Raw genomic sequence first — 19,064 nt, forward strand, 5'->3', positions numbered from 1 at the left:
TACTTCCTGTCGCGAATCAGAAGCAGGCGGCAAAGCCGGTCCTGATCATTTCGAAGAACACCTGGGAGCCGTAATGGAACCAGAGCGCGAGCGCGCCGAGCACGACCAGCCCACCAACGCCAGCGCCGGCCAACAGCAGCACGGATGGCAGCCGGCCGGCATTAGGCGAATTGTCCGATACAGGATGTGCCGGGTGCACGGGTTCAGCCATGGCAATGATCGGGGCGAAGGGCCCGGTTCCTAGGCCTCCAGATAAGCTCTGGCCCGCCTGCGGGCAAGGCGCACCGCCGACGGGCCAGGACGATCCGGTCAAGACGATCCGGTCAGGCCGATCCGGTCAGGCCGAGGATGTCAGTGCAGGAACTGGCCGCGGGCGGATTCGAGCTGGTCCGCTTGCGGCAAAGGTCGACGCGACGGCTTGATGGCCGAGGCCTGCGCGTCCAGATAGCAGGGTTTGTACATGGCCTGAAGCTGCCTGCCCCTCAGAAAGAGCATATGCGGGGTGAGGCCGCCGCGCTGGTTGATCCAGCGCTTCACCTGCGAGGGATACATCGCATAGAGCATCTGGGTCGCTTCCGCATTGGTGACGGCGCGGCCATTGGCGCCGAAATCCCAGGCGGCGTGGAAGCCGAGCGTCGCGCTGGAGGTCACGCAGATGCGGTCGTGCGGAATGGCGCCAAGGACGATGGTGCAGGCGGAGGCACAGAGGCCGTCGATGATGACGGTGTCGCCGGACTGGCGCAGGTCCTGGTACCTGTCGACGTAGGTTCCAATCCGGCCGCCGCGATCATCCGCGATCCGAACCACCGCGTGAGACGCCCCCATGCAAGCGACCAGGAGAACCGCCGCAACCAATCCCGTCAGAAACTTCATTGGCCCCCGCCCCAGTCGTTTTCGAATCTGCGTGTCAGGTGGTGATGCGCGCCCCTAGCGTCTGTCGACTCTGCGGCTTTGTCTAGGCACGCGGGCTCACTCAAAACAAATTCAAATCCAGTGTTGCGTCCGCGCTGCACCAAGGCCCGCCTCAATTCCCAAAGTGGAACAAGTTAACGATGTCTTACGCGACAAGCCCTTGATCTCAGTTGCAACCGCTGGCTTCAATCCCGGGTAACTACAGGGGGGAACTCATGGCCGAGCATTCGACTGAGCAGGCTGACGTCATCGTCGTCGGCGCAGGACTATCGGGACTGGTGGCAGCGACCGAAATTGCCGATGCCGGCAAGCGCGTGATCGTGGTGGACCAGGAAGGCGAGCAGTCGCTCGGCGGCCAGGCGTTCTGGTCGTTCGGCGGATTGTTCCTGGTCGATTCGCCGGAGCAGCGCCGGCTCGGCATCAAGGACTCCTTCGACCTCGCGATGCAGGACTGGCTCGGCACCGCCGGCTTCGACCGCGACGAGGACTTTTGGCCGCGCCAATGGGCCGAGGCCTATGTCGCATTCGCCGCCGGCGAGAAGCGCGACTGGCTGCGCGCGATGGGTCATCGCATCTTCCCCGTGGTCGGTTGGGCCGAGCGCGGCGGCTATGATGCGATGGGCCACGGCAATTCGGTACCGCGCTTTCACGTCACCTGGGGCACCGGCCCCGGCATCGTCGAGCCGTTCGAGCGCCGCGCGCGCGAAGCCGCCAAGAGCGGCCGGCTGATCTTCAGGTTCCGCCATCGCGTCGATGCGCTCTCGATCACCAACGGCACGGTGGACGGCGTCAGCGGCGCGATCCTCGCGCCCGACACTATCGAGCGCGGCAAGAGCTCGTCGCGCAATGTCGTCGGCGAATTTGCGCTGAAGGCGCAGGCCGTAATCGTCGCGTCCGGCGGCATCGGTGGCAATCATGATCTGGTGCGGGCGAACTGGCCGAAGCGGCTCGGCGAGCCGCCGAAATTCATGATCTCGGGCGTGCCCGAACACGTCGACGGCCGCATGATCGGCATCACCGAGAAATCGGGCGCGCGGCTGATCAATCGCGACCGCATGTGGCACTATGTCGAGGGCATCCAGAACTGGTCACCGATCTGGCCGCGCCACGGTATCCGCATCCTGCCCGGCCCGTCCTCGATGTGGTTCGACGCCACGGGCACACGGCTGCCGGCGCCGCTATTCCCGGGATCCGATACGCTCGGCCAGCTCAAATACATCATGTCCACCGGCTATGATTATTCCTGGTTCATCCTGACGCAGGCCATCATCAAGAGGGAGTTTGCGCTGTCGGGATCGGAGCAGAACCCCGATCTCACGGGCAAGAGCTGGCGCATGACCTTGCGCCGCGCCACCAACAAGGGCGCGCCGGCGCCGGTGGAGGCGTTCAAAAGCCACGGTGTCGACTTCATCGTGCGCGACAAGATCGAAGACCTCGTTGCTGCCATGAACAAGCTGGCCGGCAACGGCCTGCTCAAGCTCGATGAGATCCGGATGCAGATCGAGGCGCGCGACCGCGAGATCGCCAATCCTTACGTCAAGGATGCGCAGGTGATGAACATTCACAACGCACGGCGCTATATCGGCGACAAGCTGATCCGCACGGCCTCACCGCACAGGATTCTCGATCCGGAAAAGGGCCCGCTCATCGCGGTCAAGCTCAACATCCTCACCCGCAAGACGCTGGGCGGCTTCGAGACCGATCTCGACTCACGCGTGTTCGGCGAGGAAGGACAGATCATTCCCGGGCTCTATGCGGTCGGCGAAGCCGCCGGCTTCGGCGGCGGCGGCGTGCACGGCTATCGCTCGCTGGAGGGCACCTTTCTCGGCGGCTGCCTGTTCTCGGGGCGCAATGCGGGTCGCGCGGCGGCGAAAGCGGTAGGGTGACCGGCGAGGCAGGCGGGTGCGCGGCGACGCACCCGCTTCAGCCGCGGCGAAGCATCTCCTGCAACAAACGTTCGGTCAGGGAGAGCTGATCGAGCCGCAGAGACAACAGATCGTTCAGCTCGGCCATGTGTGCTCGAAGTGTCTCGGCCCGCGGCCTGTCATCGAGATTTCGGAGAAAGTCGTCAAGCGCCTCGAGACATTGCTGCATCGTCGCGATGCTTTGTTGCAGCGACTTGCAGTCTCTTCTGGCGCTGGCGACCAGGCTGGTTTGGCTGAGCGGGAACGCGATCTCGACCGCGCCCGCGAGCGATTCTTGCGTGATTGGATCGGCCATTTGCGTTCTCCCATGCGGTAGTGGCAGGACAGTCATCTGTCCGGGTCAGGCCGCGCGCACCGTGGTCAGGAACTGCTCGACCTCGGAGTGCAATCGCGCGCTGTCGTTCGACAGCATCTGCGCCGAGGCAAGCACCTGCGTTGAAGCGGAACCAGTCTCCGCTGCCCCGTGCTTCACATCGCTGATGTTGGCGGCGACCTGGTCGGTCCCCTGCGCCGCCTGCTGGATGTTGCGGGCAATCTCCTGCGTGGCCGCTCCCTGCTCTTCGACTGCCGAGGCGATCGCGGATGAAATCTCCGAGATCCTGCCGATTGTTCCGCTGATCTCCTTGATCGCAACCACCGACTCCTGGGTGGCAGCCTGGATGTCGGAAATCTGGTGACCAATCTCTCCGGTCGCCTTCGCTGTTTGCTCGGCCAGCGCCTTGACCTCGGACGCGACCACGGCAAAGCCGCGCCCCGCTTCGCCGGCTCGCGCCGCTTCGATCGTTGCGTTCAGAGCCAGCAGATTGGTCTGCCCCGCGATCGTACTGATGAGTTCGACGACGTCGCCGATGCGGGTGGCCGCCTGCGACAGCTTGTTGACCCGATCGTTGGTCCTCTGCGCCTGCTCCACCGCCGCGGCGGCAATTCTGGCTGCGTCCTGCACCTGGCGGCTGATTTCGGTTACCGACGAACTCATCTCTTCGGTGGCGGAGGCCACCGATTGAACGTTGGTCGAGGCTTCCTCGGAGGCGGCAGAGACGACGCTCGATAGCTCCTGGGTGTTCTCCGCGGTCTTGCTCAGGGTCCGAGCCGCAGCTTCAAGCTCGGTCGATGAGGACGACAGCGTCTTCACGATGTCGCCGATCGCGTCCTCGAACTGACCCGCGAGCCTGTTCATGTCGGCCTTGCGCTGGGCGGCCGCACGAACCTCCATCTGTGCCTGCTCGGCGCGTAGACGATCGGCCTCGATCATGCTTTCTTTGAACACCTGGACGGCATTGGCCATCTCGCCGATCTCATCGGTACGGCCCACGCAGGGGATTGCCGTCGAGGTGTCGCCACCGGCTAGACTGCCCATAGCAGAGGTCATTCCCCGGATCGGGGCGGCGATAGAGCGGGACGTAAACAATGCGATTGTTCCGCCGAGGCCGACTCCGGCGGCCAACAGGGTCCACAGGACCAGCTTCAGCAGCGAGATGCTCTCCTGCACCTCGCGGGTCTCCTCGACGAGCATTCTCTTCTGATTGGACTTGATACCTCCCGAGCGAGTGCCATCGACGCCCTTGGGTCCGTCGAGCAAGTCGAGAATCCTTGCCGCGCGCGGCGCGGCTTCGGTCACCAGCAGGTAAACCGGCACGTTCCAGTCCTGGGACTCGCGAAGCGCGAAGATCTTTTCATAGAGCGGCGCGAACTCGCTTTTCGCCTTTGCGATCTTGTCGAAGGAGGCCTGTTGCGTGGCCGTGAGCAGGTCCTTTCGCGCATTGACCCCGGCATAGCCTTTCTCAAAGGCCTCCCACGGCTTGACGAATTTTTCCTTGTCGGTCTTTTCGCCCGAGAGCAGGTACATCCGGAGCAGGGCCGTGGCAGCGGCAAAATGACCCCGCGTATCGGCCATCGCCTTGAGCAATTTCTTCCGTTCCAGCGTAGCTTCCTGTGTCTCCTCCTGATCGATCATCTTCGTGATCTCGGAGAAGATCACGTCTGCGCGCGGGCCGGCCTCGCTGACCATGAGCTTGGTCGCGGGATAGGCATCGGGGGTGAAAGCGATCGCTTCCGCTTTATCCTGCGCAGCGCGAAACTCGGCGAGCAGCAGCTTGGCTTGCTCCCACCTTTGCCTGTTCTCGGGATTGGTGAAATGCGCCGCCTGCTCGTCGAATGCAGCTGCCGTCCTATCCATCTCCTTCCACATCGACATGCGATCGAGCTTGCCTTGCGGATTCCCGCTCAGCAAATAGCCGCGCAGGGTCGCGAGCGTGGAATAGAGATTGCCGACCAGCTCGGTGCTCGCCAGCGCGACCGGCGTGCGCAGGTTCGTCATACGGTTGACCGTCGTTGAAATGCGCCCGACCTCGAGCATGGTGTAGCCAGCAGAAAGAGCGATGATGGCGCAGACTGCAGCAAATCCGGCGATCAACCGACCACCGGTACGAAGTTTGAAATAGGACGACATTGGCAAACACCCCGAAGCTATGGCCCCAATGGCCTAAGACGTCGCATGAAATTCCCGCGCGGACGATGCCGCAGACGGATGCGATCCTTTGACATGACGAAATCAGGCGATACCCCACCATTCCGATCGCGGCAGCATTGGCGCGCACGGCTGGCAACAATCCCGGATAGATCGAAGCGCGCGCCGCTTCAGCAATCGCCGCGATGATGCAGCGTCCCACTACCCCAGCTACTACCGTCAGTTTCACGCCATCGCGATTCAGACTTTGACGTGTGCTCTCACGATGGCCAAAATTGGTTATTGCGACATTAAGAGAAATTTGTCCGCGAGGCTCTCTCAACGCGCAAGAATTGCTCGCCACCTTTGCAACCGGAATCAAAGTGCGAGGCCTTGCGGGGATTTTTTTCTCTCAAACGACAGAACGATGCGCCAACAGCAAAACTGGTGCGAAGCGGACCCGACCGGATTTCGATCTGCGCAAAAAATCGATGACGACCGCGATTGGCCTCTCGATAATTATCTTGGCCTCACGCCAGGTTTCCCGGCTCCGAAGATGAACTCGATGCCCGCAGACGAGAGCGTGTCGCAAAGAAGCGTCAATGTTTCGTCGGGCAGTCGCAAGAAACCGTTCTGCTCCTCAAGCCGGCGAATCACGGCAGCAGAAATCCCGGTTCGCGCGGCGAGCTGTTTCACCGACCAGTTCAGCATGCCGCGGGCCGCGCGCAATTGCGCACCCGTCAATCTCGAGGTCGCGGCGTGTTGGACCGCGAGTCGCTCTTGGTGCACGTCCGTGGAGATTCCCAACCACTCCCTAATGCTGCCATCCGCGTCCGTGACCGGCACAGCCTTGCAATGATACCAGCGGTAAGAGCCGTCGGACTGGCGCAGCCGATGCTCGACGTCGTAGGGCTGTCCCGTTTCGGCCGCAGCCGCCCAGATCCGCAAGGCCGCTTCGCGCTCCTCTTCGGGGAGAAGATCGACCCAGCCCCTGCCGAAGAAACGGTGCGCGTCCGGGTTGTTCTTTTCATTCAAGAGCGCGGTGATCCGGCCGTCCTGACTGCCGACCCACAACAATCCGCCTGCGACCTGCGTCAGCGCCGCGTAGCGACCAGCCTCTATCTTGAGAGGCTGCAGCGATCTGCGTTGTTCGGTGATGTCGATCGCGACGCCGAGCACGTATTCCGGCTCGCCGGCGGAGTTCAGAAATGTTTCGGACTGGATACGGACCCAGCGCAGTGCGCGATTCGGGCGGATGATACGAAACTCGCCGTCGAGCAAAGATCGGTCGAAGGCCAATTCGCGCGGATCGCGCTGCGGCCGGCGATCCTCCGGATGAATTCGTTTCTCGATCTCCGCATAGCTGGGCGCGACGGCATGAGGATCGAGGCCCAGCAGACTGTAGAAGCCACGCGACCACTGCATCTGCCCTTCGGCATCGCAGCGCCAGACGCCAGTCCAAATTTTTTCTTCAAAAAAACGAAGTATGTCCGAAGGGTCGAGGTATTTTTCCAGGTGGCGCAATTCAGCCCCCATCGTGAAATCAGTCTCAACTCCCAATTGCAGCCTATCTTAGTTCCGCTCGTTGACGCAGCTCAATTCCCGATTGCTGCAAAATATATGTGCAATCCAGCAGGTATGTACATGCCGTTCATGGTCGCGCCGAGTTCTTGAACTTGGTTACGTGCATAGAAGCGGCAAAAGGCCATGGGTGATGGTGCCGACCATGGCCTGGATGATACGACCCGCGCATTACCCGTTCTGGCTGGCGGTGATCTGCCGGTTCTCTCCCGCATGGGTCGATGCGCGGACGAAGGCAAGACCCGAACTGCGCGGTCCACCTGCAGGCACCGATGACATCGCCTTCATCGGCAAGCTGCTGGACGTTTTTCAGCCAGTTTCGCTGAACGAACGCATGCATGCCCGGGCACGCATGCGTGCCTGGGGTGGCACGAGCCATGTCTCTGCGCTAGACAGGGCCGCCATTCCCACCAGGAGACCCCCGTAAATGAGCATTCAGCGTTTTGAAACCGGCCCGCGCATGAGCCAGGTCGTCGCACACGGCAACACCGTCTATCTCGCCGGTGTCGTCGCCAACAATGCAGCCGGCGAAAGCGTGACGAAGCAGACCCAGGACATCCTGGCAACCATCGACGGCCATCTCGCCAAGGCCGGCACCGACAAGTCGAAGCTGCTGTCAGCCACCATCTACATCACCGACATGAAAACGTTCCAGGAAATGAACGCCGTGTGGGACAGCTGGGTGTCGCCCGGCAACACCCCGGCCCGCGCCACCGTCGAAGCCAAGCTGGCCGCGCCCCAGTACACCGTCGAGATCATGGTGGTCGCTGCGAAGTAATTCGCGCGGAACCAACATGCGACAGGAGCGCGATGAGACCATCATCGCGCTCTTTTTTTGCGGACGCATGATCTCCGAGGTAATCGATCCTCGCGCGCGAACCTTCGATAGTTGTGACAGCCGAACCACACGGCGCTATCGAAGGAGAGTCTCATGACCGACCATGTCACCATCGCCCGCCGCTACATCGACCTCTGGAACGAGCGTACGCAAAGCCGCCGGCGCGAATTGCTCAGCGAGAACTGGACGGCCGATGCGAGCTATGTCGATCCCCTGATGAAGGGCGACGGCCAGGATGGCATCGACGCGCTGATCGCCGGCGTGCAGGAACGCTTTCCCGACTTCAGGTTCAAGCTGATCGGCGAGCCCAACGGCTACGGCGACCATGTCCGCTTCAGCTGGGGCCTCGGTCCCGATAGCGTCGACAGCCCGATCAAGGGGACTGATTTCGCCGTGCTGAAGGACGGGCGGATCAGGAGCATCACGGGATTTCTGGATCAAGTGCCTGCCGGCGCGTGAGGTCTCTTACCCTCCCCTGGAGGGGGAGGGTAAGAAAGGCTTGCGCTCTCCAATCAGCGCAGCCGATACGCGGCCTTCGCATTCGCCCCAAACGCTTTCTCGCGCACGCTCGCTCCAAGCTTCGCCAGGCACGCCTCCAGCGCACTCTTGATCTCGCCGTAGCTGCCCGCCAGCAGGCACACCGGCCAGTCGGAGCCGAAGATCAGGCGGTCCTCGCCAAAACAATGCGCGACGTGCTGGACGAATGGAAACAGCCGCTCCGCGTCCCAATCATCCCACTTCGCTTCCGTCGCGAGGCCCGAGACCTTGCACCAGACATTGCCGCAGCCCGCGAGCGACGCGATACGGTCGGACCATTCGGCGCTGTTGCCATCGGCGATCGGAGGTTTTGCCGCGTGATCGAGCACGAAGTGAGCTTGCGGAAAGGCTTTTGCAGTTGCGATCGCGGCGGGGAGCTCGCGGGTGCGGACGAGGAAGTCGTAGGCGAGATCGCGGGCGAACACGGCCGTAAGTCCGCGCTGGACGTCGGCGCGCAGCAGCCAGTCGGGATCGGCCTCGTCGTGGACCTGGTGGCGGATGCCGACCAGCCTGGCGCCGCCCGGCAAGGCGCGCAGGCGGTCGAGCGTGTCGCCGAGCGCAGCATCGGTCAGATCGGCCCAGCCGACGACACCGATGACGGAGGGGGTGGCATGCGCGATCCGCAAAAATCCCTCGGTCTCCGCGAGCGCGGAGCGGCATTGCACCACGATGCTTGCGTCGATGCCGTTCGCCTTCAGCAGCGGCTCGAGATCGGCAGGACCAAAGGCACGACGGATCGGCGTCAGCTCAGCCGCGTCCATCCAGGGATAATCGGCGCGCGCCGGATCCCAGAAATGCTGGTGGGCGTCGATGACCATGCCTCAGACTCCGCCGGGCAGCGGCGCCCGCGCGTCCACGAGGTTTTTAGCGCGCAGCTCCTGCCAGAAGGCTTGCGGCACCACGCGCTCCGACATCGCGATGTTGTCGGCGACCTCTGCGGCGTTGCGTGCGCCCAGCACGGCGACCGTCACGGCCGGATGGGCCATGCAGAACTGAAGCGCGGCGGCCTTCAGTTCGGTGCCGTGCTTGCGGCAGAGCTCGTCGAGCGCGAGCGAACGCGCCACGAGCGCGGCGTCAGCGTCCTGATAGTTGAACTTCGCGCCGGTGTGCGGATTGGCCAGGATGCCGCTGTTGTAGATGCCACCGAGCAGGATGCCAATGTTCCTGGCAGCGCAGACCGGAAATAGCGCATCCAGCGCGCCCTGGTCGAGCAGTGTGTAGCGGCCAGCGAGCAGGAAGCAGTCGACCGGAACGGCTTCGGCAAAACGAACCAGCATTTCCGACTGGTTCATGCCGGAGCCGATCGCCTTGACCGTGCCGTCTGCGCGCAGGCGCTGCAGCGCGCGGAAGGCGCCGGAGACAGCGTCGTCATAATGATCGTCAGGATCATGCACGAGCAGGACGTCGACGCGGTCGAGCCCGAGGCGGACAAGGCTCTCCTCGACCGAGCGCATCACGCCGTCATAACTGAAATCGAATTGCGGCCGTAGTGCAGGCGCGCCCTTGTAATGATCGTCCTCAGCCGAATTGGCCTCGGGGCGCAGCAACCGGCCGACCTTGGTCGAGATCGCGAACGAGTCGCGCTTCTGCTGTCGCAGGAAGCTGCCGACACGGCGCTCGGCCAGGCCAAAGCCGTAGAGCGGCGCGGTGTCGTAGAAACGGATGCCGGCGGACCACCCGGCCGCGAGAGTCGCCTCCGCATCCGCATCACTGACCGCCGAGAACAATCCGCCGAGCGGCGCCGATCCAAGGCCAATCGAAGTGACGTCGAGGCCGTCAGCAAGCCGGGTACGCTTCATTGCAATTTCCTTCCAAAGCAGCACTCCCTCCCCCGCGGACGGGAGAGGGAGTGTAGCGCAGGAACGTCGGGGCTGGGAGACGTTCCTGCTTGACGTCCCTACTTCAAGAGTTGAGCGACGTTATCCTTCGTCACCAGATCGAGACCGGTGTAGATCACTTCCGGAACCTTCTGGCCCTTCTTGATCGCAAGCAACGTGTCCATCGATTTCTCGCCCATTTCGAACGGACGCTGGCCGGTGAGCGCGTTGGAATAGCCGTCGCGCAGCAGTTCGAGCTGCATCTTCAGCGTATCGGCGACGACGAGCGTGAACTTGCCGGCGTCGATATCCTTCTTGTTCTTGTTGACGAAGGCCTTGTAGCCTTCGGGCGCGAACATCGGCCAGCCGCCGACCGGCACGATGGCGCCGAGATCCGGCGTTGCGGTACGCAGGTCCGACATCTGCTGGATCGCAAGCGCAGAATCGTCATTGCAGAAGGTCGGCGAACCCTGCACCTCGACCCATTTCGAGCCCTTGAGCGCTTCGCGGACACCATCGACACGTTCGGCAAGGTTCTTCGCACCCGGGCCGCCGGAAACCATGGCATACTTGCCGCCATTGGGCCGGAGCTGGAGCAATTGCTTGCCGAGCGCGAGGCCGAAGTCCTTGTTGTTGGTGCCGATATAGGCAAGCCGCTTGGAACCCGGCGCATCCGCGTCAAACGTGATGACGGGGATGCCGGCTGCAGTCGCTGCGTCGATCGACTTGGTCATCGCTGCGACGTCGGCAACCGAGATTGCCAACCCATCCACCTTCTGGGTGATGAAGTCCTGGATGATCTGCGCCTGCGTCGCCGGTTCGTGCTCGATCGGCCCCTTGTAGATGCACTCGACATTGCCGAGCTCCTTGGCGCGCTTCATGCAGCCGTCGCGGGCCACGTCGAAGAACGGATTGTTCATCGCCTTGGGCACGACCGCGAATTTGTAGGTCTGGGCAAATGCCGGGGTTGCCATCATTGCGATGGTCAAACCGGCCAACAGAAGCTTCTTCATTTCTTCCCTCCACACTTTGTTGCCTATCCATTTATGAATGTGATGCCCCGGCAGGCGGATAGACGATCTTTTGTTGTCCTTCCGGAGTAACTGGTTAAGTCATGCGCGAGCGGATACGGTCGACCAGCACGGCAAGGATGATGATCACACCCACCAGCGTCTGCTGCCAGTAGGAGTTGACCTGCGCGAGCACGAGGCCGTTACGGATCACCTCGAGCAACACACAGCCGACGATGGCCCCGAGCGGACCGCCGATGCCGCCGGCCAGATTGGCGCCACCGATCACGGCGGCCGCAATCACGTTGAGCTCGTAGGAGGTCGCCATGTTGGCCGGCGCCGAGCCCAGCCAACCGGAGATGATGATGCCCTGGAGCCCCGCGGCGAGCGCGCAGATCACGTAGACCTCGATCTTCACCCGCACGACAGGGATGCCCGTCAGCTCCGCCGCCTTCTCGTTGCCGCCGAGCGCGAAGACGTGGCGGCCGAAGGCGCTGTGGTGCAGGACCACGGCCATGGCGAGAGCGAGGATCACGAGATAGATGAACGGCGCGGGCACGCCGAGCACGTCACCCGATGTCAGCGCATAGAAATAATCGGCGTCTGGCCCGCCGGGAAAGCTGCCGCGGCCGTTGGAGACGACATAAGCGAGCCCACGCACGATCGAGAGCATGCCGAGCGTCGTGACGAAGGGCGACAGCCCGAGCACCGCAATGCAGAAGCCGTTGATGAGCCCGACGATCAACGCGGCGCACAGTCCTGCAAGCACCGAGATTAGAAAGATCAACCCGGGCACATTGGCGACGACGGTCTTGCCGTCGGCGGCCAGATGGACGAACGCCGATCCCGGCGCCGACAGCTCGACCATGACCATCGAGGTGATCATCGCAGAAAAACACATCATCGAGCCGACGGAGAGATCAATGCCGCCGGTGATGATGACGAAGGTGATTCCGAGCGTGGCAATGGCGATGAAGGAGAAGTTCTTCGCCACGTTCTGCATATTGCCCTCCGTGAAGAAATACGGGCTGGCAAAATGCATCACGACCATCAGCGCCAGAAGCGCCAGGATGACGTAGCCGGTCTGGGAGGCGAAGATGCCGCGCCGCCACCATTTGACCTTGCCGACGTTCGAGAACGTGACGGGAGATTCCAGGGGCATGGCCATCACGCCGCCTCCTTCGCGCCGGTGATGAGGGCGGTGACTTCCTCGGGGGAGGTTTCGTGGATCGGCTTGTCGGCCCGTTTCTCGCCGCGGCGCATGACAATGACGCGGTCGCACACCGCGAACACGTCGGGCATGCGGTGCGAGATCAGCATCACGGCGACGCCCTGCTCCTTCAACCGGTGGATCAGGCCCAGCACCTGCTCGACCTGGCGGACCGAGATCGCGGCCGTCGGCTCGTCCATCATGACGAGCCGCGCGTTGGAGAGCCGCGTCCGCGCGATCGCGACCGCCTGGCGCTGGCCGCCCGACATCTGCTTGACGAGATCGTCGGGGCGCGTCTCCGAGCGCAGCTCGCCGAACAGCTCCAGCGCACGCGATGCCATCGCCTTGTGGTCGAGCAAAGCGATGGGGCCGAACTTGCGCTTGAGCTCGCGGCCGAGAAACACGTTGGCGGCAGCAGTCAGGTTGTCGGCGAGCGCGAGGTCCTGATAGACGACCTCGATCCCGACCGCGCGGGCATCGACCGGGCGGCTAAAGTGGACTGCACTGCCGCCAAAGCAGATCTCGCCATGGCTGGGGCGGAAATTGCCGGCGATGATCTTGACCAGCGTCGACTTGCCGGCACCGTTGTCGCCCATCAGGCCGACCACTTCGCCCGGGTGGACATGCATATCGACATCATGCAGCGCGCGGATGGCGCCGAACTCCTTGCCGATGCCGGTCAGCTCGAGGACCGGGGTTGTGTCAGCACTTGCCATCAGCGACCTCAGACGTAACGGTTGACGAGAGATTCCAGATATTCCTGCCGTCCCGAGCGCGGCTGCGGGTCGAAGCCCGCACCCAGCGCGCGATCGGAGAGATCGGCGAGCGAACGCTGGCCGCCGAGAATGGCACGGCCCTCGGCTCCCGCCCATCCACCGTAGCGATCGGCGAGCGGCGTCGTGAGGGTGCCGGCATCGAGCATGTCGGCAGCGGCGAGGAACGCCCGCGCGCAGGCATCCATCGAGCCGACATGGGCGTGGATGAGGTCATCAGGGTCGATCGACTGACGGCGGATCTTGGCATCGAAATTGAGCCCGCCCGAGGTGAAGCCGCCGCGGTTCAGGATATCGTGGAACACGAGCGTCAGCTCGCCCACATTCATCGCGAACTGGTCGGTGTCCCAGCCGAGCAGATCATCGCCGCGGTTGATGTCGAGCGAGCCGAACACGCCGAGTGCCTCGGCCAGCGCGACCTCGTGATGGAAGGAGTGTCCGGCGAGGATGGCGTGGTTCTGCTCGATGTTAAGCTTGACGTCCTTGAGCAGATCGTAGCGCGCGAGGAAGCCGTAGCAGGTGGCGACGTCGAAATCATATTGGTGCTTGGTCGGCTCCTTCGGCTTCGGCTCGATCAGGATCGGGCCCTTGAAGCCGATCTTGTGCTTGTGCTCGACCACCAGCGAGACGAAGCGGCCGAGCTGGTCGAGCTCGCGCTTGAGATCGGTGTTAAGCAGCGTCTCGTAGCCCTCGCGGCCACCCCACAGCACATAGTTCTGGCCGCCAAGCCGGTGCGTCACCTCCAGCGCGGCGCGGACCTGGCCGGCGGCATAGGTGAAGATCTCGGGGTCCGGATTGGTCGCGGCACCCGCCATGTAGCGGCGATGCGTGAACAGGTTTGCGGTACCCCAGAGCAGGCGGACCTTGCTTGATGCCATCTTCGCTTCGAACAGATCGGCGATGGCATTGAGGTTGGCGACCGATTCGCCGAGCGAGGCGCCTTCGGGCGCCGCATCGACGTCGTGGAAGGTGAAGAAGGGCACATCCAGCAGGCGGAACAGCTCGAAGGCGACATCGGCCTTGGCGCGCGCCATCGCCATCGGATCGGAGCCGTGGTGCCAGGGCCGCAGAAACGTCTCGCCGCCGAAGGGATCCGCGCCGGGCCAGCACAGGGAATGCCAGTAGCAGACCGCGAAGCGCAGATGATCCTCCAGCCTGCGGCCGTGAACCATGCGGTCCTTGTCGTACCAGCGGAAGGCGAGTGCATTTCCTGCATTCTTGCCGGCAAAGGCGACGGGCGTGTTTGCCTCGAAGAATTTGGCTGACGCGTTCACTTAAATCGTCTCCTTCAATGCGGGATAGAGATTGCGCCAGCGGCGATAGGCCTCGTCATAGGCGGATGCCGCGGCGGCGCGGGGCACGAAACTGGCGAGCCGTCGTGGACGGGTGCAGATTTGCGCCGGATCTTCGCCGGTGGCCGCAAGCCGGCCGAGCCGCGCGGCGCCGAGCGCCGCACCGACCTCGCCCTCTTCGACACGGTGCACGGCAATGCCGAGCACGTCGGCGCAGATCTGCGCCCACAGCGGCGAGCGCGAGCCACCGCCGACGAGATCAAGCTCGGCGATCGGTCCGCTCGCCGCGCTCAGCGCCGCCAGATTGTCGCGCGCGGCGAAGGCGACGCCTTCGAGCACGGCCTGAACGATCTGGCTACGACCGGTCGCGCCGCGCAGGCCGGCGAAGGCGCCGCTCGCGGAAGCATCGTTGTGCGGTGTGCGCTCGCCGTCGAGATAGGGCAGGAATTTGACCGGGCTCGGCCCGTCGACGCGCTCGCCCAGCGGCGCCAGCAGCGCCGCGGCAGGCACCTCCATCACGCCGGCAAGCCAGGCGAGCGAGGCGGCCGCCGACAGCATCACGCTCATCTGGTGCCAGAGACCGGGCAGCGCGTGGCAGAACGCATGAACCGCCGAGGCCGGCGCCGGCGCAAAGCGATCGGTGACGCGAAACACCACACCTGAGGTTCCCAATGACAGAAACGCATCGCCGGGCGCAATCGCACCGAGCCCGATCGCGCTCGCGGCGTTGTCACCGGCGCCGCCGGCGACCACGACCTCCTTCGCCATGCCCCAGCGCTGCGCGAATTCGGGCGCAAGCACTGCGCTCACCTCGCTGCCCTCGACGAGCCGCGGCATATGATGCAGATCAAGCCCGGTCGCATGCAGCAGCTCCGCCGACCAGCTGCGCCGGCCGACATCGAGCCACAGCGTGCCCGCGGCGTCCGACATGTCCTCGACCATCTCGCCGGTGAGCCGATAGCGCACATAGGCTTTTGGCAGCAGCACCTTTGCGACGCGTTCGAAGACGCCTGGCTCGTGCTGCGCGACCCAGAGCAGCTTCGGTGCGGTGAAGCCGGGCATCGCCAGATTGCCGGCGATGGCGTGCAGCGAGGGGCAGCGGCGCTCGAGCTCGACGCATTCGGCATGCGAGCGGCCATCGTTCCACAGGATTGCCGGCCGCAGCGGGCGGGCGTCCGCACCAAGCAGCGTCGCGCCATGCATCTGGCCGGAGAGCCCGATGCCGCGCACTTGCGCGACATCGCGCGGGTGCTGGCGCGCGAGGTCATCGACCGCGCCGATCGCCGCATCGACCCAGGTGTCGGGATCCTGCTCGGACCACAACGGCGCGGGGTGTGACAGCGCAAGCTCGCGCGACGCCGTCGCGACGACCGCGCCGGCTTCGCTCACGAGCACCGCTTTCACACCGGACGTGCCGATGTCTATTCCAAGATACAAACTCGTCCCTCCCTCTTCGTTTGAGCATGATCTGTTCGGAAAACGCTGCACATTTTTCCGGATCACGCTGCCGCGGTGCACGAACTGACGCCGCGCTTTCCGCAATCACTCACTTCAAAACACAAAGCACCGCGCCCTTCGGCTACGGCAGATTGTCCCGCATCAAGATGTCGATGCGGATCTTCTCCTGTTCACTCAAGATCGGCTCGTTACGCGCAAGCGATAGCAGCACGCGCACGGCGGCGCGCGCCTCGTGGCCCGGATTCTGCGAGATCGCGACATCCAGCGTGCCCTGCAGCAGCAGTTTCCGCGTCATCGCCGTGAGATCGTGGGCGATGAACACGATCTGCTTCTCCCGGCCGGCCTCGGTCAGGGCCTTGGCCACGCCTTGCGTGCCAGCGCCGACATTGTAGAGGCCGATGATGTCCGGATGCTTGCCCAGCAGCCGCGATATCAGCTGCTCGGAGCGGCCGTCCTCGTCGCGGCCCTCGAGCAGAGGCAGGATGTCGAGGTGCGAAAATTCCGACGCCATCACCTGATTGAAGCCAAAAATGCGCTCGGCGTGGTCGCGCAGGCCCTGCGATCCCGCGATGATGGCGATCTTGCCGGACTTTTGGCCGACCAGGCGCCCGACCAGCGCACCCGCAGTGCGGCCCGCGGCGATATTATCGATGCCGACATAGTGGTGGCGGCGCGACGACGGTACGTCCGAGACCAGCGTCACCACCTTGGTGCCGGCCTCGACGAGATCGTTGATCGCAACGCGAACGCCGGGATGATCCAGCGCCACTACGGCGATGCCGTCGTAATCGCCCGACAGTGCATCGAGCGAAGCGGCGAGCACCGACGGATCGAACACATCCGTTGCGACCATCTCCACGCTGAGACGCCGGGCCAAGAGCCACGCCGACATCTCGCCGAGATAGGCCTCGATCTGCTGCATGAACGGGTTCGGCCCTGACGGCATCACGAAGGCGAAGCGGCGGGCGCGGCCGCGGGCGAGCTCGGCGGCGGCCACATGCGGCTGGAAGGCGTTGCGCGCGATCGTCTCCTGGACGCGCCGGACCGTATCCGGCCGCACGCCGGGGCGGTTGTGCAGGACGCGATCGACCGTGGCGAGGCTGACACCGGCCTCGCGGGCGATGTCCTTCAGCGTCAGCGCAGCAGAAACGGTCTCCTCGGCCATGCCTGAAGGCTAGCAGAGGTATTTTGAGGTACGCAACTCATTTTGAGGGGCAAGACGATATTTTCGAGTCCCGGTTGCGCCGGGCCTTAGCGGCCGCTCAGATCGAGTGCCAGAAACAGGCTGTTGGGGTCCTCGACATAACCCTCGAACGGGCCGCACGGCACGAAGCCGTGCGCCTGATAGAGCGCGTGCGCCGGCTTGAAATAATCCCATGATCCGGTCTCGAGGCTCAGGCGCTTGAGGCCGCGCTTGCGCGCCTCGGCAATGATGTGGCGGAGCATCAGACCACCAAAGCCGCGCCGGCGCGTGGTCTGCAGCGTGTGCATCGACTTGACCTCGCCGTGGTCGGCCGAGAGCGTCTTCAGCGCGCCGGTCGCGACCAGCGTCTCGCCGTCCCAGCCGGTCCAGAACGCAACATCGCTGGCGCGAAGGCCTGCGAGATCGAGCGCATGCGCGCTGCCCGGGGCGGTCTGCGCCCGCGCCGCGGTGACGTGGTGATCGAGCAGCGCGACCACGCGCGGATCGAAGGTGTCGCCGGTACGGATCTGCATCGTCATGCCCTCACGCCGCTTGCGTCCCGTACGATCAGCGACATCACATCTTCCCGTAAGAGGTGCCGCGCCGCGTGATGATGACGTAGCGGGCATCCTGTCTGGTTTCGTTCTCGAAGGTCACCGCGCGCATGACGTCGAAGTCGAGGCAGTCGCCGTCGCGCAGGCGCACAATCTTGGCGTCGATATGCACGCAGACCGCTCCCTCCAGCATCAGCAGTTGCTGGGTGAAGGCGTTGCGGCCCCAGGGGCTGTAGGACACGCGCGCGCCCGCCGGCAAATCGACGACGATGATCTCGATGCCGCTCGCCGCATCGGCCGGCGAGGCATGGCGCCGCCGGTAGCCGCTGTCGGGATCGCGCCATTGCGGCTGGTCGGCGAGCCGCGTCAGCCGCTCCGGCGGCTTCTCCGAGAGCGCGACGACGTCGCTCAGCGACACATCGAGCGCCGCGCAGAGCTTGTTGAGCAGCGCGGCGGTGGCACTGCTCTGCGCCCGCTCGACCCGTCCGATCATGGCCCGGCTGACACCGGAGCGGCTAGCGAGTTCGTTCAAGGTCATGCCGGCCTGCGTCCTCAGAATCTTCAAGCGGCGACCGATCGCCCTGTCGAGTTTTTGCTGGTCCATGGCCTCTGATCCGAACATCGCCCGGCACATGGACCGCATCCGCCCGGCGGGAAGAACTTAGGCCGGAGGAGCGGTGCGTGCCGGGAGCGAGGGGCTAATATATTGGAATCTTAGACCTGTGGCGCAGCTTAAGCTTCACTCTTTTGCTAGCCCTTTCCTTTTGCGGTTTTGCACGGCAAACACCGGAACTCTATGATGATGCATCAACCAGGGGGAGGCGCTGGTGCCCAGCGATGCCGCAACAGCGATAGCTTACGTCGGTGCGTTCGTTGGATTGGTCGGCGGCTGCGTCGCGCTTTTCAACAGCCGAATGGCGGTAGCATGGAAGCGAGCGGAGCTCGCAAACAGCTATCTCAAGGACTTCAATAGCAATCCTGAACTGATGTTCGCTTGCCGTTGCCTCGATTGGAGCGGTGGCAAGCTAATTGTCCCAGAGAGTTTACGTCCGTACCTGGCGGACGGCGAAAAAAGCATTCAGCACGATCGGTTGATTTTTGCACATGCCTTGCGCCCCGATCTACAGATTGGTGAGCTAGACGACGACCCCCGCGTCCAAATCTATAGAACTTCGATGGATTCGTTTCTGTCGTGGTTTAACCTTGTTGCAAGTAGCTTCAATCGCAAGCTCTTTGCAGTCGCAGATATGGAAGAGGTCGGCTATGGATCGCAAAGATTCAAAGCGAACCAACTATCCATAACTTCATTTGTGCATATGGATACCAAGAGAACATCAACAAGCTGGTGGTAATGTACCGACGAAAGAGGAGCCCATACAAATATTGGGTGTTCTCCACGCCACAGAGTCCCGACCTCGAAGATGATCTCATTGTTCCGATCCGGATAAACCTACCAGCGCCAAAAAAGCCTGTCCAACCTCGGAAGAACAACGACTCCGCCTAGCCCAGATAGCTCGCGAGTGAAAAG

General features: G+C 63.5%; 19 protein-coding genes and 1 pseudogene. 5 read left to right on the plus strand and 15 right to left on the minus strand.

What is annotated here, in order from left to right; translation table 11 throughout:
* Nucleotides 1-16: 16 nt before the first annotated feature.
* Both YUA_RS0124735 and YUA_RS0124740 read right to left on the minus strand, forming a co-directional pair.
* A complete protein-coding gene (locus tag YUA_RS0124735) occupies nt 17-211 on the minus strand; it encodes a hypothetical protein (RefSeq protein WP_027533095.1) in 195 nt (64 codons plus the stop codon).
* Nucleotides 212-351: 140 nt separating this feature from the next.
* Nucleotides 352-873 carry a hypothetical protein gene (locus tag YUA_RS0124740; protein ID WP_027533096.1) on the minus strand — a complete coding sequence of 174 codons (522 nt, stop codon included), beginning with the start codon at nt 871-873 and terminating at the stop codon, nt 352-354.
* A 254-nt stretch (nt 874-1,127) separates the two neighbouring features.
* Between YUA_RS0124740 and YUA_RS0124745 the strand changes: the two genes are divergently transcribed.
* On the plus strand, nt 1,128-2,798 hold the full coding sequence (locus YUA_RS0124745) for an FAD-binding dehydrogenase (RefSeq protein ID WP_027533097.1): 1,671 nt from the start codon (nt 1,128-1,130) through the stop codon (nt 2,796-2,798).
* 37 nt (nt 2,799-2,835) lie between these two features.
* Here YUA_RS0124745 and YUA_RS0124750 read toward each other — a convergent pair whose 3' ends face one another.
* The 3 genes from YUA_RS0124750 to YUA_RS44975 all read right to left on the minus strand — a co-directional run bounded on the left by YUA_RS0124750 (nt 2,836) and on the right by YUA_RS44975 (nt 6,819).
* Nucleotides 2,836-3,132, minus strand: coding sequence for a hypothetical protein (locus YUA_RS0124750; RefSeq protein WP_027533098.1), 297 nt, complete (start codon nt 3,130-3,132; stop codon nt 2,836-2,838).
* A 45-nt stretch (nt 3,133-3,177) separates the two neighbouring features.
* Entirely contained in the window at nt 3,178-5,286 is a 2,109-nt protein-coding gene (locus YUA_RS0124755; RefSeq protein ID WP_027533099.1) for a methyl-accepting chemotaxis protein, read from the minus strand.
* A gap of 516 nt (nt 5,287-5,802) precedes the next feature.
* Nucleotides 5,803-6,819, minus strand: a complete 1,017-nt coding sequence (locus YUA_RS44975) for a PAS domain-containing protein (protein ID WP_027533100.1) — start codon at nt 6,817-6,819, stop codon at nt 5,803-5,805.
* A gap of 256 nt (nt 6,820-7,075) precedes the next feature.
* Between YUA_RS44975 and YUA_RS52710 the strand changes: the two are divergent.
* The 3 genes and pseudogenes from YUA_RS52710 to YUA_RS0124775 all read left to right on the plus strand — a co-directional run.
* Nucleotides 7,076-7,168: pseudogene (locus tag YUA_RS52710) on the plus strand (polyhydroxybutyrate depolymerase); the annotation flags it as partial.
* A gap of 123 nt (nt 7,169-7,291) precedes the next feature.
* Nucleotides 7,292-7,642: a RidA family protein gene (locus YUA_RS0124770; RefSeq protein ID WP_027533102.1), complete on the plus strand. Its 351-nt coding sequence runs from the start codon at nt 7,292-7,294 to the stop codon at nt 7,640-7,642.
* A 153-nt stretch (nt 7,643-7,795) separates the two neighbouring features.
* A complete protein-coding gene (locus tag YUA_RS0124775; protein ID WP_027533103.1) occupies nt 7,796-8,161 on the plus strand; it encodes a nuclear transport factor 2 family protein in 366 nt (121 codons plus the stop codon).
* A 53-nt stretch (nt 8,162-8,214) separates the two neighbouring features.
* Here the strand turns inward: YUA_RS0124775 and YUA_RS0124780 are convergent, their stop codons facing one another.
* The 10 genes from YUA_RS0124780 to YUA_RS0124825 form a co-directional block, all read right to left on the minus strand.
* On the minus strand, nt 8,215-9,057 hold the full coding sequence (locus YUA_RS0124780; protein ID WP_027533104.1) for an amidohydrolase: 843 nt from the start codon (nt 9,055-9,057) through the stop codon (nt 8,215-8,217).
* A 3-nt stretch (nt 9,058-9,060) separates the two neighbouring features.
* The gene (locus YUA_RS0124785; RefSeq protein ID WP_027533105.1) at nt 9,061-10,038 is read right to left on the minus strand and encodes an aldo/keto reductase; all 978 of its coding nucleotides are present in this window, start codon (nt 10,036-10,038) and stop codon (nt 9,061-9,063) included.
* 98 nt (nt 10,039-10,136) lie between these two features.
* The gene (locus tag YUA_RS0124790; protein WP_027533106.1) at nt 10,137-11,069 is read right to left on the minus strand and encodes a sugar-binding protein; all 933 of its coding nucleotides are present in this window, start codon (nt 11,067-11,069) and stop codon (nt 10,137-10,139) included.
* A 94-nt stretch (nt 11,070-11,163) separates the two neighbouring features.
* Nucleotides 11,164-12,234 (minus strand): ABC transporter permease, encoded by a 1,071-nt coding sequence (locus YUA_RS0124795; protein WP_027533107.1) that lies wholly within the window; start codon nt 12,232-12,234, stop codon nt 11,164-11,166.
* Nucleotides 12,234-12,992, minus strand: a complete 759-nt coding sequence (locus YUA_RS0124800) for an ATP-binding cassette domain-containing protein (protein WP_027533108.1) — start codon at nt 12,990-12,992, stop codon at nt 12,234-12,236. The genes YUA_RS0124795 and YUA_RS0124800 overlap by 1 nt, the downstream gene beginning before the upstream one ends.
* 8 nt (nt 12,993-13,000) lie before the next feature.
* Nucleotides 13,001-14,323, minus strand: coding sequence for a xylose isomerase (gene xylA, locus YUA_RS0124805; RefSeq protein ID WP_027533109.1), 1,323 nt, complete (start codon nt 14,321-14,323; stop codon nt 13,001-13,003).
* A complete protein-coding gene (gene xylB / locus YUA_RS0124810) occupies nt 14,324-15,778 on the minus strand; it encodes a xylulokinase (RefSeq protein ID WP_027533110.1) in 1,455 nt (484 codons plus the stop codon).
* 142 nt (nt 15,779-15,920) lie between these two features.
* Nucleotides 15,921-16,964, minus strand: a complete 1,044-nt coding sequence (locus YUA_RS0124815) for a LacI family DNA-binding transcriptional regulator (RefSeq protein WP_027533111.1) — start codon at nt 16,962-16,964, stop codon at nt 15,921-15,923.
* An 86-nt stretch (nt 16,965-17,050) separates the two neighbouring features.
* Entirely contained in the window at nt 17,051-17,515 is a 465-nt protein-coding gene (locus YUA_RS0124820) for a GNAT family N-acetyltransferase (RefSeq protein ID WP_027533112.1), read from the minus strand.
* Between the two features lie 43 nt (nt 17,516-17,558).
* The gene (locus YUA_RS0124825) at nt 17,559-18,140 is read right to left on the minus strand and encodes a helix-turn-helix domain-containing protein (RefSeq protein ID WP_027533113.1); all 582 of its coding nucleotides are present in this window, start codon (nt 18,138-18,140) and stop codon (nt 17,559-17,561) included.
* A gap of 223 nt (nt 18,141-18,363) precedes the next feature.
* Between YUA_RS0124825 and YUA_RS0124830 the strand changes: the two genes are divergently transcribed.
* Nucleotides 18,364-18,888 (plus strand): hypothetical protein, encoded by a 525-nt coding sequence (locus YUA_RS0124830; RefSeq protein ID WP_156947223.1) that lies wholly within the window; start codon nt 18,364-18,366, stop codon nt 18,886-18,888.
* Nucleotides 18,889-19,064: the final 176 nt, after the last annotated feature.

The organism is Bradyrhizobium sp. WSM3983, from assembly GCF_000473045.1.
GTDB lineage: Bacteria > Pseudomonadota > Alphaproteobacteria > Rhizobiales > Xanthobacteraceae > Bradyrhizobium.

What these genes read in the sequence shown, in the direction of transcription:
- YUA_RS0124735 (WP_027533095.1), bottom strand. Translation starts at nt 211, where the DNA reads ATGGCTGAACCCGTGCACCCGGCACATCCTGTATCGGACAATTCGCCT.
- YUA_RS0124740 (WP_027533096.1), bottom strand. Translation starts at nt 873, where the DNA reads ATGAAGTTTCTGACGGGATTGGTTGCGGCGGTTCTCCTGGTCGCTTGC.
- YUA_RS0124745 (WP_027533097.1), top strand. Translation starts at nt 1,128, where the DNA reads ATGGCCGAGCATTCGACTGAGCAGGCTGACGTCATCGTCGTCGGCGCA.
- YUA_RS0124750 (WP_027533098.1), bottom strand. Translation starts at nt 3,132, where the DNA reads ATGGCCGATCCAATCACGCAAGAATCGCTCGCGGGCGCGGTCGAGATC.
- YUA_RS0124755 (WP_027533099.1), bottom strand. Translation starts at nt 5,286, where the DNA reads ATGTCGTCCTATTTCAAACTTCGTACCGGTGGTCGGTTGATCGCCGGA.
- YUA_RS44975 (WP_027533100.1), bottom strand. Translation starts at nt 6,819, where the DNA reads ATGGGGGCTGAATTGCGCCACCTGGAAAAATACCTCGACCCTTCGGAC.
- YUA_RS0124770 (WP_027533102.1), top strand. Translation starts at nt 7,292, where the DNA reads ATGAGCATTCAGCGTTTTGAAACCGGCCCGCGCATGAGCCAGGTCGTC.
- YUA_RS0124775 (WP_027533103.1), top strand. Translation starts at nt 7,796, where the DNA reads ATGACCGACCATGTCACCATCGCCCGCCGCTACATCGACCTCTGGAAC.
- YUA_RS0124780 (WP_027533104.1), bottom strand. Translation starts at nt 9,057, where the DNA reads ATGGTCATCGACGCCCACCAGCATTTCTGGGATCCGGCGCGCGCCGAT.
- YUA_RS0124785 (WP_027533105.1), bottom strand. Translation starts at nt 10,038, where the DNA reads ATGAAGCGTACCCGGCTTGCTGACGGCCTCGACGTCACTTCGATTGGC.
- YUA_RS0124790 (WP_027533106.1), bottom strand. Translation starts at nt 11,069, where the DNA reads ATGAAGAAGCTTCTGTTGGCCGGTTTGACCATCGCAATGATGGCAACC.
- YUA_RS0124795 (WP_027533107.1), bottom strand. Translation starts at nt 12,234, where the DNA reads ATGGCCATGCCCCTGGAATCTCCCGTCACGTTCTCGAACGTCGGCAAG.
- YUA_RS0124800 (WP_027533108.1), bottom strand. Translation starts at nt 12,992, where the DNA reads ATGGCAAGTGCTGACACAACCCCGGTCCTCGAGCTGACCGGCATCGGC.
- YUA_RS0124815 (WP_027533111.1), bottom strand. Translation starts at nt 16,964, where the DNA reads ATGGCCGAGGAGACCGTTTCTGCTGCGCTGACGCTGAAGGACATCGCC.
- YUA_RS0124820 (WP_027533112.1), bottom strand. Translation starts at nt 17,515, where the DNA reads ATGCAGATCCGTACCGGCGACACCTTCGATCCGCGCGTGGTCGCGCTG.
- YUA_RS0124825 (WP_027533113.1), bottom strand. Translation starts at nt 18,140, where the DNA reads ATGGACCAGCAAAAACTCGACAGGGCGATCGGTCGCCGCTTGAAGATT.